The 14,332-nt window shown below is 49.4% G+C and carries 14 protein-coding genes; 2 read left to right on the top strand and 12 right to left on the bottom strand.

What is annotated here, in order from left to right:
* A partial coding sequence (locus ACFQ03_RS18020) for a hypothetical protein (RefSeq protein ID WP_379289910.1) occupies positions 1–302 on the top strand: 302 nt, incomplete at its 5' end.
* A 414-nt stretch (positions 303–716) separates the two neighbouring features.
* Here ACFQ03_RS18020 and ACFQ03_RS18015 read toward each other — a convergent pair.
* From ACFQ03_RS18015 to ACFQ03_RS17960, 12 genes are all read right to left on the bottom strand, one after another.
* Positions 717–947, bottom strand: coding sequence for a cold-shock protein (locus tag ACFQ03_RS18015; protein ID WP_379289908.1), 231 nt, complete (start codon positions 945–947; stop codon positions 717–719).
* A gap of 255 nt (positions 948–1,202) precedes the next feature.
* Positions 1,203–1,403, bottom strand: a complete 201-nt coding sequence (locus ACFQ03_RS18010) for a cold-shock protein (protein WP_144940456.1) — start codon at positions 1,401–1,403, stop codon at positions 1,203–1,205.
* Positions 1,404–1,631: 228 nt separating this feature from the next.
* Positions 1,632–2,165 carry a DinB family protein gene (locus ACFQ03_RS18005; RefSeq protein ID WP_144940458.1) on the bottom strand — a complete coding sequence of 178 codons (534 nt, stop codon included), beginning with the start codon at positions 2,163–2,165 and terminating at the stop codon, positions 1,632–1,634.
* A 63-nt stretch (positions 2,166–2,228) separates the two neighbouring features.
* A complete protein-coding gene (locus tag ACFQ03_RS18000; protein ID WP_144940460.1) occupies positions 2,229–3,161 on the bottom strand; it encodes a helix-turn-helix transcriptional regulator in 933 nt (310 codons plus the stop codon).
* 150 nt (positions 3,162–3,311) lie between these two features.
* Positions 3,312–3,584, bottom strand: a complete 273-nt coding sequence (locus tag ACFQ03_RS17995; protein ID WP_379289905.1) for a hypothetical protein — start codon at positions 3,582–3,584, stop codon at positions 3,312–3,314.
* 55 nt (positions 3,585–3,639) lie between these two features.
* Entirely contained in the window at positions 3,640–4,755 is a 1,116-nt protein-coding gene (locus ACFQ03_RS17990) for a diguanylate cyclase domain-containing protein (protein ID WP_379289903.1), read from the bottom strand.
* 112 nt (positions 4,756–4,867) lie between these two features.
* Positions 4,868–7,150: a cellulose biosynthesis cyclic di-GMP-binding regulatory protein BcsB gene (locus ACFQ03_RS17985; RefSeq protein WP_379289901.1), complete on the bottom strand. Its 2,283-nt coding sequence runs from the start codon at positions 7,148–7,150 to the stop codon at positions 4,868–4,870.
* 25 nt (positions 7,151–7,175) lie between these two features.
* Entirely contained in the window at positions 7,176–8,450 is a 1,275-nt protein-coding gene (locus ACFQ03_RS17980; protein ID WP_379289899.1) for a glycosyltransferase family 2 protein, read from the bottom strand.
* The gene (locus ACFQ03_RS17975; protein WP_379289897.1) at positions 8,443–10,200 is read right to left on the bottom strand and encodes a DUF2334 domain-containing protein; all 1,758 of its coding nucleotides are present in this window, start codon (positions 10,198–10,200) and stop codon (positions 8,443–8,445) included. Before ACFQ03_RS17975 ends, ACFQ03_RS17980 begins: the two co-directional genes overlap by 8 nt.
* Complete coding sequence (locus tag ACFQ03_RS17970) at positions 10,166–11,017, bottom strand: diguanylate cyclase domain-containing protein (RefSeq protein WP_379289895.1); 852 nt, start codon at positions 11,015–11,017, stop codon at positions 10,166–10,168. The genes ACFQ03_RS17975 and ACFQ03_RS17970 overlap by 35 nt, the downstream gene beginning before the upstream one ends.
* Positions 10,998–12,146: a hypothetical protein gene (locus tag ACFQ03_RS17965; RefSeq protein WP_379289893.1), complete on the bottom strand. Its 1,149-nt coding sequence runs from the start codon at positions 12,144–12,146 to the stop codon at positions 10,998–11,000. The genes ACFQ03_RS17970 and ACFQ03_RS17965 overlap by 20 nt, the downstream gene beginning before the upstream one ends.
* 191 nt (positions 12,147–12,337) lie before the next feature.
* Positions 12,338–13,486: a response regulator gene (locus ACFQ03_RS17960; protein WP_379289891.1), complete on the bottom strand. Its 1,149-nt coding sequence runs from the start codon at positions 13,484–13,486 to the stop codon at positions 12,338–12,340.
* 181 nt (positions 13,487–13,667) lie between these two features.
* Here ACFQ03_RS17960 and ACFQ03_RS17955 point away from each other — a divergent pair, with 181 nt between their 5' ends.
* On the top strand, positions 13,668–14,324 hold the full coding sequence (locus ACFQ03_RS17955; protein ID WP_379289889.1) for a hypothetical protein: 657 nt from the start codon (positions 13,668–13,670) through the stop codon (positions 14,322–14,324).
* Positions 14,325–14,332 lie beyond the last annotated feature (8 nt).

Genomic DNA, 14,332 nt, shown 5'->3' with positions numbered 1-14,332 from the left:
ATATACCGTTAACTCCTTGTCATACTTGGCATCAGGCAAGAATTTCAGGTGCGAAAGTTGAGTTACATACCTGCCGATCGTCAGCGGAGATGGAAATTTTATCGTTGCGCCAACACTCGTATACTACGGCCTTAGCGTGGCAGTCTTTCGAAAGCAGCTTACTATACTACCTTGAAAATCCGTCTATTTTACCGTCTGCAGGCATCGTTGCAAGCGGAGCGGCACGTCTAACTGTATTTTGTACAGGTAGATTCAAGCGAATGGGCGAAAATGATCAAACTAACTGGATAAACTACAGTTAAAATGGGCAGCTTTGGGCGAAACGGCTGTTTTGGCGCAAACTAACTGTAGGTTTTCCAGTTAGTTTCCATATTTCTTCCGAATATAGAAATCTAACTGTATGAAATCCATTTAGTTTTCAAATTTCACACTATTGAAGCAATTCAACTCAATTCTACCTTGAAAATCCATCCATTTCATCATCTGATGGTGCCGCGGTCAGCGGCATGGGGGTCTAATAGGAAACTTTGTTCTACGCTATATTAACTCTGTAAGAATTTAATGATTTCTATGTGGAAAAATAACTTTTAACGGAGCCTATCAGTTCAAAATTGATGCATTACCGCAGGAATTTGTGCCCGCTTTAATCAACTTAAAGATTCCTAAGTGATAACAAAACCCCGACCTCCTGCGGTCGGGGCTTCCATGCTCGTTGATTATTGAATGGAGATGCCTTTCTTCAAAGCTTTAAGGTCCCCGTTGGTATTGATCAACTGTGGGAGCCTCCTTGTGCCGATATCCATCGGTGCATTACACAACCGGCATCTGGGAGAACTATCGAAGGCGAAATTATCCCTCATCCAGCCCTTGCAGCCCTGTTGGGTACAGGACCATATTCTGGTATCCTCTTCCGGAATGTCCTCCGACAATCTTCTGCGATAGCTCATCTCACTAACTCCTCCCTATAGGATCATACACTTGGCCATAAAGGTAAGCGTTCATTCCGTTCTGAAGTTACGTACGTGCCAAATCCAGACAACCAGTATGCTGTATCGTCGTTTCCAAACTTTCTTGTCCGTGACTTTGCAAAAGCGTAGGCTCGCCTCTGGAGGCAAATCCACCACATCCGACTGCTAATACGGCCCTGCAACAATAAGAAAAACTGCCCCTAACTGGAGTTAAGGGCAGTTTAAGGGTTTAACCTAGAGCTTCACTACGTTCTCAGCTTGCGGTCCGCGATTTCCTTGAACCACGTTGAATTGAACGCGTTGGCCTTCATCCAACGATTTGAAGCCTTCCCCTGTAATCGCGCTGAAATGCACGAATACATCGCTGCCGCCCTCCACTTCGATAAATCCGAAGCCTTTTTCCGCGTTAAACCATTTCACTGTACCTGTTTGCATACAAACAGCCTCCAAACTTTAAAAATTAACATGATCATTTTATTTCTGGATAGAAAATAAAAATTCACATATTGGAAAAGGCACCGCAATACGAAGGATAACCCTTTACAACATGTGAATTCCAGTGTTTTCGTATATTAATCCTTATATTAACACTAACCGTTTCAAAAAGCAAGAAAAAAACGGCTGCGGGCTTTTCCCTTGATTCGCAGCCGCCGTTGTAAAGCTTCATCCGGTACGCAACCATGCTTTCAGCCGTTCTTGCTGGTGAAGGTGATGACGATAGTGCATCTCAACGAGCCAAAACCATTCCTTCGCATTTAATCCGCCGAAGCCGGGATGCGGCCTCGTATAGGCAAGAGAGACACCTTTCAATTGAGGCTCAATGTCCTGCATCCGGCTTACGACCTGCATCAAGCCGTCAATGATCTGATCCTTGCCGGCTGGCTGCGGGGGAATATATTGGTCAGAAGGAGGCACGCGAATGGCGATCGGCGGAAAGCTGCCCTGGGCGAATACCGCACGACCTCTCTCCGTTTTCTCCTCAGCCGGCGCAGCAGCCGTTGAATGATCCAGACAAGCCTCCGCATTCTTCAACTGCATATAGAGGGCCGAGTTAATCAGATGCATGTACATTTGTCCAAGCGACCATTCATCCTCGCTTGGTTTGCGGAGCATTTGCTCCCACTCCAGCCGTTCGATTTCCTGAATATATCGTTCGGTTACTTTCTGAAAGCTCTGCAAGATTTGATTAGAGTCCATAAATGCTTAGCTCCTTTCGTGTAAGTACCCTTACTATACAAAAACGCTACTGACAGCAGTATGTCAGTAGCGTTTAATTATTTTTTCCGCTTCTTCGCGAACTCTCTGCCGCAATGATTCCGGGCTTAATACGACGGCATCCGATCCCCAGCCGAGAATCCAGTGCAGGACCTCCTCGGGCCGGCGGACTCTAAGCGTAACATGCAGGCCATCCTGGCCGTCTTCCAGCTCTTCGATGTAGAAATAATCGCTCTCCTTCACTTTATCCGCGGCGCGATGATGGATAAGGAGCTTTATCAAGACGCTGCGATCATCCGGAGGCCGATAGCTGTGCAGAGTGAAATCCGGCGGACGCCGAAATCCCTCAACAAGCAATTCCAGATCACGTATACGGCTCATACGGAAATGACGGAGAGCCTGCCGCAGATGGCAGAAAGCAACGAGCACCCACGTCCCCCCGATATATACAATTCCGTAAGGGTCCACCTTGCGGACACGGACATCGAGACCAGGCTTCTTATAATTGAACCGGACTCTTCTCTGATCCAGAATAGCGCGGCGCAACAGCTTGAGCATCTCCTCCCGCCGGCCGTTGCCCTCTGACATTTTACCCGTAAGCAGTCTAAACGCATCCCGCACCCGCTCCGCTTCCCTGCGAGTGGTCCCCGGAAGGATGGCTTCGATTTTCCCCCTTGCCGCATACGCCTTAGCTTGATAATCATCGTCAAACTCGCGCTCAACGAAATGAAGGCCGATCAGCAAGGTGACGGCCTCCTCCACGGTAAAGCTCATAGGCGGCAAAAAATACCCCTCAAGCAAAGAATATCCTTGCCCGGGGGCGCCTACTATCGGAACACCGGCTTCACTCAAAGCCTGCATATCCCGGTAAATGGTTCGTATGCTGGTCTCGAATTTGGCAGCCAAATCTTCCGCCCGCTGCATTCCGTTGCGCTGAAGCTCCAGCACGATCGCCAATAGTCGATCGGTCTTGTTCATAGGGGACAACATCCTTCTTTTGACTAGAAGTTGCAAGGTCCGGTTCCGATTTTCCGTTTCGGATTCCTCTCTACTATCTTGGTTAACCTGACCTTCAGTTGTCTATATCATAACCGTTTCCGCCTCGCCAAGCCAGCATATACGGCATAATTATTTCAGAAAGAATTCCTTAACCTCAGCGATGGCTTCCCCTTCGCCCGCTTCCCCTGACAGAAGCCGGTTTTCGATCCGTCTCAATTGGTCCATCATGGCTCTGTATTTAGTCTGATCTTTCACAAAAATGGGATTGTTCCGATTGACAATCAGGTGGACCTTCTTTTCTTTAATAACCTGGATCAGGAAGGTGATTTCCGAATCGGTTACTTCCGGGTACTGCTTGATAATGCTTCGAATTTTTCTGCGTCTGCCTATATCGGTCATCATTGTGCTCTCCATCTTTCTGTCACTTACACCGTTCCTTAACCGTTTAACCGCGGATCTATAACGGGAGCCCTTTAGGGAAAAAAAGCTTTCGGTTTCGGCTCCGCGCAGGTGTAGGGTAGCGCCTTAGTACGGCAGCTCCGGCACCGGAAGGGTTATGCAGCCTGGATTGCAGCGATAGCTGAACCAGACTGCGATTCATCGCAGGCGAGTACATCCGGTATTGGTTCTTGCCTGATGACTTGGCTTGGTACATGGCCAGGTCGGCATGCTCCAATAACGTTTCCGCCTCCAGCCCGTCTTGGGGATAGCAGGAAATTCCGATACTGACGGACATCTTGAAGGAGGAGCTTCCTATATTGACATCCCGGTCCAGGCAGCCCAGTACTCTCTCGGCCGCCTGCATCGCCTCTTCCTGTTGTGCAATCTCGGGAAGCAGGATTGTGAATTCATCTCCTCCCATTCTGACAACGACCCCTTGGGGAAGGACATTCTGAAGCTCTTCCGCGACTTCCTTAAGAAGGGCATCTCCCTGAGAATGGCCATACCCGTCATTAACCTGCTTAAATCTGTCCAAATCAAGATATAAGACAGCCAGCATATGTTGATTGCACTTTGCTTTATCTATCAGCTCGGGAATGGTCATTGCCAAATGTCTCCGATTGGGCAAACCCGTCAAGTCGTCATGGTAGGCCATGTGCCGGTAGGCATCCGCCATTCTGCAGCGGCTGGCGGCCTCCTTTAATTCCTTTAACAGTCGGATCTCATTTTCCAAGGATTGGACGGCAGATACCAGCATGGCGTTAAACAAGGGGTGGGCATGCACAGCCGTAGTAACGATAGAGATGGCCCCAAGCCCCTGAAAATCCTCTTCTTCCGGGAGGGGAACCGTATAGCTTTTCAGAGGCGTAAGGTCGGGAGTTGATGATTCGAGGGCTGACCGCTTTAATGAAGGGTCTCCCATAATCCCCGTAATATGGCCGTCCCGATCGGTTACCTTAACCATGACGGGGATCCCTTCCAATTGCTCGAGCCACTTATCCGTAACAGAATGAATCATGGACATGATTTCCGCTGAAGTCACTCCGCTGTCCTTATATGAGGACAACGGGGTGCCCTGCTGTAACTCCGGGACGGGACTCTGTTCCCTGCCCATCGACTTGCTCATTACCATTAAAATCCATCCTTTATATTATCCTAACCGTGTTATCTCATTCGAAGAGTATAGTATTATCCTATTTAACTATAGCAGGCTGAACAATTTCTGAACATAATTTCGATGTCGGTTAGTTGTTCTTCTTTTGCTTCTTCCACAATCGGATAAAGACAAACAGCAGCACTAGAAATAGAACGGGCAGAAGCACCAGAAGCCATGCAGAAAACTTCGATAAGCCGGCTCCCTTCGACGGAGAAGGGCTTTCCTCCCCCTGAGAGCCTTGGGATTGCTGCGGATCCAGCGAAACGGACCATACTTCCTGGGATCGGCTCATGATAACCAAGCTATGGTTCTCTTGCTCATTCTTAAGGAATTGCAGCAGCTGCGGATGCGTAAATCCCTCTTGGCCGTTGGCCGGTTGAAACACAGCCATCCGCTTGTCCTTATTCCAGACAGAGGGCTGTATCCAGGCGGCATACTCTGCCGTTTCACCGATTACGTTATATTTCGCCAAGGACAGCCGGCCGTTCTCCGATTGCAGCTTCAGCTTGTCCTTCTCCTGCTGCAGTGATGGGTACAGGCCGATATCTCCCAACAGCACGATATTAAAGTCTTTCAACGATTGAACCGCATCAGCGGACAGCGGCTCGCTGAATACAACGGGCCGGTTCAGATTCCCCGTGTCGCCAACCATCTCGTTCATCAGCAGGGATAGCTGCTTCAACGTCGAGCCGTTGACCTCCTGAGGCAGAATAAAGGCGGTCTGATCGAGCCCGCGATCATTGACGAAGGGCGCAGGCCAGTATTGGAAGCTGTCATTCCCGATGATTTCATGGGGAAGCTGAACAACGCTTTCCTTATCGATAAAAATCCATCGGCCCCCATTGCGGTCCGGATAACAAACCTCTTCCGGCTCTACGATATTGGCTGCAAAGGTCAGTTCCAATACCCCGTTGAAGTCCGGATCCTCAATATACCTGGTAAGAGGAATACTGACCGTATAGCTGCCATCCTGCCCTTCGCCTCCCTGAAGCGGCACGCTGGTCGGAATTTCGTTGATCGTTACCGTTAATGCAGTGCGGGAGGTTCCCAGGGCAATGCTTCCTTCCTCCTTCTCCTGTTGATTGGCCGATGCTTTCCGGGTTTTCTTGTTCCGTTTATACTCCTCCAGCTCGTGGGTCAGTAGCGGCGAAGTCTTGAGCTTCAGCTCGAGGGAAGCCTCTCCCGTCAGCTTCCAGTAAGAAGGAATCCGGAGCGTCCACCGATCGGTCGACGGATGTACGGTATCCAACAAAACATGTCCGTACCCATAAGAAGATAGGGTCAAAGGTTTGGTTGGGCCGGCATCGGTCTGTGGCTGCGGTGTTTCCCGGATAATCAGATGGTTGCCGGTTAACTGCTTGGCCAGCTTCGAATCGGTCAATACCCGAATTTTATCTGCAATAGCCCGATCGGTTTCCGCGGAGACAAGCAGCATCTGCTTCGTCAATCCGGTTTGGTTGTCCGTAACTGAGAAATTGTCCAAGGACAGCTCTTCACCCTGAAGCTCTAAGGGGTGGTTGTCCAGAATATTCTTAACGGGTCCGTTCCATTGACCTGTCCCTCCCATGGCTAAGGCATGGGTAAACTCCGCGGAGCTTAACCATTCCGATTCCGTCTTAATGGGCATTGCCTTCCTCGTTGCCGTTAGAGAAGACAAATAGGAGGATACCTGCAGAGATGAGGCGATTATTTCCGCAGACGGATGATCCGGTACAACGATCACTCCGTACACTTCCTCCTGCATCCCCTGCTCAATAAAAGGATGCGGGAAATCCTTCAATAAATCCGAAGCAGTCCAATTCGATAGGGTATCCATGAAGACATGGGATGTCGGTGTAATTTTCAGCCAGTTGGCCGGGTTATACTGGTCAACGCAATAATTGTCCGCGATGACGCTGTACTTGCTCAGCGTCAGCTTATGATACCCGGGCGACATTTCCTCCGGGCCTAACGGAATGCGGGCATGATTTTCCTCGCCGTCCAACCGAACACTTGTTAACGGCTTATCGTCCACCATAACCGTTAAGGTCGATTGAGAGGCAAGCAGCAGGTCAGATTGACGCCATTCCAGCTCAATATAGTTGTTGTCTCCCAGTTCCGCTTTAGGAACTTGATAATAGAAATCTTGCGCCTGCTCGACCCCTTGCAGGGTGACTGCTTCGCTGAGAAAGCGATAGATGTAACCGGGAGAGGTCCCGGATACATTGGAGGCCGTCGTCGATGGCGCTGCATCTTGAAGGTAGACGGCGCTGATTTCCCTTGGAACGGGGGCCTGTCCGGCCTCGGCATAAGCCGCCCCTGCCGGTTTTATAATAGCTATAACCAGACTCGCTATAACAACCGCTTTAATCCACTTCCACTGTTTGTCCATTTGCTTTCTCCCATCCTTCTCTCCGCTACAAGGCTTCTTTTTGTTGTTTATCTTTGCTAAAGCGTTCCGTTTTGTACCATCGGGTTTCCTCGCGGAGAAGCACCCGTTTGGTCTCCAGAAACAATGCATACATCACCAGCACAATCCAGAGCTGGGAGTAGGTAAAATACATGAACAAAATAATCAGTATGTTTTTCAGCGTAAATTCCGTTTTCTCTATACTCAGTGCGATCATGACTTCCGTAACGTACAAGAAGAAGGCCAGAATCCACAGAATGATGGCGACGATACCGATGTTGAGCTGCAAATCGACAAAGAGGTTAATGATAAACAGCATGTCCGAAATAATGACGCCCAGGAAGAACAAAAAATACGTAAAGAAGAAATACAGAATGTCGAACATAATGCTTTTCTTCCGCAAAGAAAACAAGCTGCCGGCGAACTTCAGCACCACGTATTGATTGCCGCGTGCCCACCTTGTCCTCTGCTTCCACCATACCTTCCACGTTTCCGGCTCCTGCTCCCAGGTAATAGCTGCCGGGAAAAAACGGATATAATAGCCGCTATTATAAACTCGAATAGTCAGCTCGGTATCTTCCGCGAGTGCTTTCTCGTCCCAGCCCCCTAACTGCTCGATCAGGCTTCTGCGAATGGCAAAATTCGTCCCTGGAATGGTCGTCACCTTGAACCAGTTGAACCGGCCGGCCTGGGCCATCCATTGAAAGCATATGGTCTCGATATTAATGAACCGAGTGAGAAGATTGTGTGCCGCATTGACAACTCGAAACTTGCCGACGACCACCCCGGCCTTGGGATCATTCAGCATGGCCAGAACCAAATAGTACACTGCCTTGCGCTCCGGGGTATTATCCGCATCATATACGACAATAATATCGCCGGTAGAATGCTTAAGCCCTTGATTCAACGCTCCTGATTTTCCTTTGCCCGCATGGGGCGGTTTAGTATGGACCACCTTCACGGAAGGATATTTGGCGGCATACCTGTCGGCAATCTCCCCGGTCCGGTCTGAAGAGTTGTCGTTGATGACGACGATTTCCAGCTTTTCTTTCGGGTACTCGAGCCGAATCATCGCCTTCAGGGTTCGTTCGATGACCACCTCTTCGTTATGCGCCGGAATCAGAATGCTGACCTTGGGCAGAGGAATCCCGTTCTGCTCCCACCGCTTGATGGGCCGCCGGAAACGCAAATAATGCAGATAGCCTCCTTGCATCAGAAACATGTGGTACAGGAGCATGATCCAGATGACGGACAGCGAAATATAGAATAGCGTGTTAGCCATGATTTCTTCTCTCCTCAAACAGCTGTTTACGCAAGCTGAGCCGAATCCGCAATGTATATAGCAAGAAGGCGATAACCATGAACGTAACTACAGCGGTGACTATCCACAGAACCTTCTGTACTGTCCCGGCCTCCCAGAACTCGGCTAACTTCGAGAAGAAACTGTCCCCCGTATAAGGTCTGTCCGAGCGGTCGACAGCGGAGAACTTCTCCGATTTGCGATGTTCCAATGTTTTCATATCGATCCATCGCAGACCGGGTATCTCCTCGGCGTAGGCAATCATGTCCCTGAGGCCCTTCACCCCCAGATACGGGTGGTAGAACATTCCGATCATCCCGTCCTCTATAAAACTCATCTGCTCCAATTTTTCGGCAAAGTCCCCTATTGGAGTCAGCGATTCCGGATCGTAATACCCGACGGTTTCCGGCAGCAAAGTCATCCCGCCCAGGAAAGAGGGGCTGGTTACATAAGGGGCGGTGCTCATATGATGCCAATCCTCATTCCCCAATTGGGTCTGCCCGAGGAGATAAGTGAAATATTCCGATACCCACCGATAACCCTCCAGGCTCATAGTGTAGTGGGGGGCCTCGAAGCCAAGCGGATACAATCCAAGCTCTGTTAACTCCTGGATGCCCTTCTCCAGCCGTTCCCGGGTATAGCTCTCCTGAAACTCCAGCCTGTCCCTCAAATAGGCTTCATATTGTGCTTCGGAGGAAAAATGATGGCGCCGCTTGACCTCAATTACCGAATCGGGCGGACCGGAAATCGGAATGTTGTTCTCGACATCCCAGAACTCGAAGCCTTCTCCGGTCTCAGACGACCGGTACTGGTGCGTATAGCCGTGAAGGATGATGCTTGCTCCGCGTGCCTGCAAATCTCTCAGCACTTCGACCATTTCAGGTTTATCTTTAAGTCGGTACTGCGCATGGGTGTCCTGATTGGTATAGACGGGGATAACGGCGATCATGAAAGGAATTTGCTTATCTGCCAGGTATTCGCCTGCTTCTTTCACGAGATTGGGGTCGGAGAAGGGATGCACATCCTCCAGACGGATGTAGGCCAGCCGCTCACCTTTATGCTTCTCGTCAAAGAAAGAATAGAGGCCTTCCCCCAGAAAATGGATAAAGGGTGCATCCAGATTGGGTGTCGCGAAGTAGGCGTCGCCTTCGTGTACAGACAACAGAGGAATAGAATACTCTCCTCTCCAACCTTGATATACGGCTTCTCCCTGACGAAGAAGCACCTGGATGGCCGGATAGTTCTGATCCAGAAGCTGGTAGGAGGAAGCGTCTTTGCTTACTTTGTTAATTTCCGTCTTGCCCAAGACTTCAAGGAAGGAAAACCTGCCGGCCAGCTGCTCTATATTTTCTCCAATGACCAGCAGCGGGCCGCGATATGCTGTCAGAAGCTGCCTGCACTGCTCCGGTAAGCTCCGGGATACTTTGCCGTAATACACCACATGCGTACTATCGCGGATCGCTTCTTCAGTCACCTGGTCATCACTGACAAAGACAAGGTCGGCTGTAAAATGCCCCAGCACCAGATCGAGAATCCGCACCGAATCGTCCGGCTCACCCTGCTCGGTGGAATACACGACCAGTATTTTTCTCAGTTCCTGCCCCTCCGTATTTATGGAAGAGGCGGCTCCGGCGGCTTTCAGCGGAATGCTGCAAAGAATATGGAGCGCACAGACCAGTGCCAGACAAACCATTATTTTATTGAATGTATTGCTCAAGCTCATGATTCGCATTCTGTACCAGCTCCATATAATCACTTAAACTTTCGTTGTAGCTAGAAATGCCGAAAGAGAAGGTCAGCGTTACCTTCTTCCTCTTGTTGATCAGCTCATGATTTTTGCATAAATGCTCTATTTTCTCTATAACAATATCAACGTTGGTTTCCGAAGTATTAGTTAGGATGATGGCAAAGGTGTCTTCTTCCAGACGAAATTTGCGGTCGGTCCTTCTTGTGTGATTCCACAGAATCCCGGATAAAGTCTGCATAAGATGATCGGCTTCCTTCTGTCCGTATAAGGAGCAGAATTTGTCGTAGTACTTGATTTGAATAAGTAACAGGGAGAATGGAGCCTGCACACGCTGCGACCGGTTGAATTCCTCCTCCAGCTCGAAGAAGAACCGGCGTTTATTATCAAACCCGGTCGTTTCATCGATCGTAACGAATTGCTCGAATTTATCGCTCATTTCCTTATGCTCGGCAGACAGTGTCATAACCCATTTGTGCAGCAGTCCGGTAATGATCGGTGCCGCCAGGAAAACAACCATCCACAGAACGATCGCTCCCTCGGAGGGCAGTGAGGCCGAGGAGAAGAACGCGGCCCAAATCAGTGATGTCCCGAACAGAAACATAACTACAAGACTGACCCCCAAGCCGGGCAACAAGCCAAAGACAACCCCAGTTATAACTATGAGCAAAGCCGACCCGAAGAGCAGCATGTCGGATAGCGAAATTCCGGAGTAGTCGCCTACTATCCAGCCAAGCACGATAATCAGCAGCACTAACAGGCATTGAATAATATAATAGTTCTTTCTAGCGTAGAAGCCCTTCATTAAGCATCTTCCTTTCGGCCAATAACGGGACAAGGTTGTCAAAGATATGAGTATCGTTGGTATGATAGTCCACATAACCGCCATACCACTTACTGTCCGGATCCCGCGTTTGGTAACGAATCATTCGATAGTACAAGTCCTGGGCAAACTCATCTTCGTCGAACTCTAAAGCGCACAGAATGGCCAAGCCGTACACCGCGGGCGATTCGAAAGAGACGGAAGGGTGCTTACTGTCAGCGTCATATCTGCCGTACAGCATCTCGTGCATATAGAATTCATCCTTAAGAAAAAGCCACGACTCATCGGAGCGCATTCCCGCCTGCGCCCGGTGATAAATAACGTACAGCAAATCGATTAAATGGACCTCGTCATTATAAGAATACTGCTCCGTGCTGACATCATAGGAGAACGGGAAAAACCCGTTATTCTCCGGAAGATCTCTAAGCAGCTTTATCCCCTTGTTATAAAGGGGCTCCGGAAGCCGTTCATGCTTCAGCATTTCTTTAAGAGCAGACGGGCTCAGGTAGGACAAGGTTAGAACCGGACTTGTCCATTGGGAAGCACGGTCATAGAAGTCCGTAAAGATTTCGTCGGTCAGCTGGTTCTTGAGCAGGCTGCCGGCAATGGCATCGGCCAGCTCCTTATACTTGGAGACGGACCAACGGTCCGATGCCTTGTATAAAGCTTCTATAATTCGCAAATCATCAATCAATGCATTCGTGGTGACCGGGCCGTCCTGCCCGATCTTCCAATATATCCATCCGCCATCTTCCATAAAATGTTCACTTAAAACATCAACATTCTGTTCAAACAACATCTGGTCGTTCTTCTCAAGCGCATAAGCCAACCATAATCCGATGGATTCGGATAGTGCCTCCGCACCTTGAGCAGTTTCCTTGCTCTCCGTTGAACGGGGCTGCAGATTGGTCTTCAGCGTCCCGTCTTCGTTGATCATTTGGCGCCGTATAAAGATTTCGCCCGGCAGCATGCCGGCCTCGGATAGTGAATCCGCCGCCGCCTCACGCATCGGTTTGGCAGATCGCTGGGTGTAGAGTATCGTTATAACACAAATCATGATCACCGCCAAAATAATAGCTGCTGCCGGCCATCCTTTCCACTTTCCGATCACTGTGAGATCACCGTGCTTCCTTAACTCGTTCTATTCTGTTAACCTGCTTCGATCGTCCGAACCTTACGAAGGTTTTTCCTCAAAATTCGACAAAATTTGAATATTACTCTATTAAACCGTGTGAACCTGAACATTTTCTGAAACTCGGGCCGTGACTTTAGTACCGATTTTGTTATTTCCGCTCCGGGCCGCTAATTGGACCGATGTTCTTCGAGCTTCTGAGCCTGCCCCTCTTTCCAGGCCTGATACCATTCATTAATCTCGGGCTGCGGCTCCGCATCATATTCGGTGGACAGCATGGTCTTCAGACTCTCATACTGCCGTTCTACCGAACTGCGGTCACCTAACTCTTCATATAACTGCATCAGGGAAAAGTAAATATTTTCCATATAGGGATGAATCCTTTGGATGCGGTGATAGAGACCAATGGCATTCATATAGTCCCGATTGGAAACAAAATAATCGCCAATCTGCATGGCGTGCTGAGTCCAAATCGTTCTTAACCGCTGCCTTTCATTCTCCGCCCACAAATAATCATAATCGGCCAGGTAATCCCCGCGATACTCTTCCAATAGCGATATATGTATAGGTAGATTGGCTTCCGTCAGCGGCGGCGCTTTGCGCAGCCCGCTCTCCCATTCATCGACGTCCAGCCTGACCTGCTGCAAATCCAGCAGGTACCCTTCCTCATAACTTTTGATAGCCACGTCTACCCCGGCTGCGGTCAGCATTTTACGAATTTGATATACCGTGGTGTAGAGCTGGGTGAACCCTTTCTTCCAATCTACATCCGGCCATAACAGGTCCAGCAGAACATCCTTGCGCACGGCTTTCCCCCGATGATGCAGCAAGTATGCGAACAGCTCCTGAGCCTTGTTGGTTCTCCACCGGACCTCAACAATTTGGGAAGCCTCCGGAGGGCCGCTTTCGATCTGAAGACTCTGAAAGCTGCGTATCCTGACGGATAGCTGCGGGGCGGCAGGCCGCTGGCCCATCAGCCGCTGAATTGTTTTGGTCAACCGTTCCTGACGAGGCGGTTTAAGAATATAATCCAAGGCATGAAGTTCGAAAGCTTTCACAGCGTACTCGTCATATGCCGTAACGAATATGATCCGGACATCCGGCAGAGCGGATTGAAGCTTCTCTGCCACCTCAATCCCGCTTATCTCGGGCATCTCCACGTCCAGAAAAACAACATCCGGCTTATGAGCCAAAGCGGCTTCCAATGCTTGCCGGGGATCCTGGTATTGCCCTACTATTTCAACCCCCCCAATCTCTCGCAGCAATAGCTCCAGATGGCTGAGTGCCAGACGCTCATCGTCTACAAGAATAGCTTTCATGATACAGCTGCCTCCCGTTTAAATAACGAATAACGACACTAATCTTCTCGATTTTCGGGCTCGATTTAATACATGTTGTAACACACTATTACTACCAGACTATACTCCATTCCGATTGTAACCCTAGCATTGACAGGCTGCAACATTATTCCAACTGGCATTTGGAGGGATTAGACGATTTTTGTCGAATGAATTAATCATGAAAATGAGAACCATTTTATCGATTACCGGATTATTCTTGCTTTTGATCACTGGAATCCGCTTAGCCTGGATGGGATTTCAGTCGATTCCCGAGCATCCGCGAGCTGTACAAGGAATATTGGATTTGCGGGACTGGGATCTGCCATCGAATCATACCATTACCCTGAATGGAGAATGGGAATTCTACCCTCATAGACTGATCCAGCGGGACCCTGTCCAGACGAATCTGACTGAAGAGGACAAAGGGTTTCTTCAGGTGCCCGGAAATTGGATTATGTCTGAATCCGCGCAGACGCATCCGACGTTCGGGGCAGGATCCTACCGTCTGCGTATATTGGTTGAACCGGACAGCGTACAGCCCTTTGGCCTTCGAATCCCCGATATTCCTGCCTCTTCCGAGGTATTCGTCAATGGGCAATTGTTAGGTCAATCGGGATATCCGGCTCTGAGCAGCGTTCAATATACAGGCAAGGAGATCCCGTATACCCTTTCCTTTACAACTGATAGGAACGAGATAGAAATTGTCATACACGCCGCCAACTTTGATAATCTGCGAAATGGAGGGATAAGCCACCCTATCAAGTTCGGAACGGCGGCCGCGGTAAACAAGGAAACGATGATCTCTATCGGCCTGTAGTTAATGGT

Source organism: Paenibacillus residui, assembly GCF_042677205.1.
Taxonomy (GTDB): domain Bacteria; phylum Bacillota; class Bacilli; order Paenibacillales; family NBRC-103111; genus Paenibacillus_L; species Paenibacillus_L residui.
Note: the sequence above shows the minus strand (reverse complement) of the source record. Positions and strands in the feature narration are given on the sequence as shown.

Excerpts from the sequence above, each read along its gene's own strand:
- ACFQ03_RS18000 (WP_144940460.1), bottom strand. The coding sequence starts at position 3,161 with ATGAACAAGACCGATCGACTATTGGCGATCGTGCTGGAGCTTCAGCGC.
- ACFQ03_RS17960 (WP_379289891.1), bottom strand. The coding sequence starts at position 13,486 with ATGAAAGCTATTCTTGTAGACGATGAGCGTCTGGCACTCAGCCATCTG.
- ACFQ03_RS17970 (WP_379289895.1), bottom strand. The coding sequence starts at position 11,017 with ATGAAGGGCTTCTACGCTAGAAAGAACTATTATATTATTCAATGCCTG.
- ACFQ03_RS17985 (WP_379289901.1), bottom strand. The coding sequence starts at position 7,150 with ATGGACAAACAGTGGAAGTGGATTAAAGCGGTTGTTATAGCGAGTCTG.
- ACFQ03_RS17995 (WP_379289905.1), bottom strand. The coding sequence starts at position 3,584 with ATGATGACCGATATAGGCAGACGCAGAAAAATTCGAAGCATTATCAAG.
- ACFQ03_RS18010 (WP_144940456.1), bottom strand. The coding sequence starts at position 1,403 with ATGCAAACAGGTACAGTGAAATGGTTTAACGCGGAAAAAGGCTTCGGA.
- ACFQ03_RS17980 (WP_379289899.1), bottom strand. The coding sequence starts at position 8,450 with ATGGCTAACACGCTATTCTATATTTCGCTGTCCGTCATCTGGATCATG.
- ACFQ03_RS18005 (WP_144940458.1), bottom strand. The coding sequence starts at position 2,165 with ATGGACTCTAATCAAATCTTGCAGAGCTTTCAGAAAGTAACCGAACGA.
- ACFQ03_RS18015 (WP_379289908.1), bottom strand. The coding sequence starts at position 947 with ATGAGCTATCGCAGAAGATTGTCGGAGGACATTCCGGAAGAGGATACC.
- ACFQ03_RS17990 (WP_379289903.1), bottom strand. The coding sequence starts at position 4,755 with ATGGTAATGAGCAAGTCGATGGGCAGGGAACAGAGTCCCGTCCCGGAG.
- ACFQ03_RS17975 (WP_379289897.1), bottom strand. The coding sequence starts at position 10,200 with ATGCGAATCATGAGCTTGAGCAATACATTCAATAAAATAATGGTTTGT.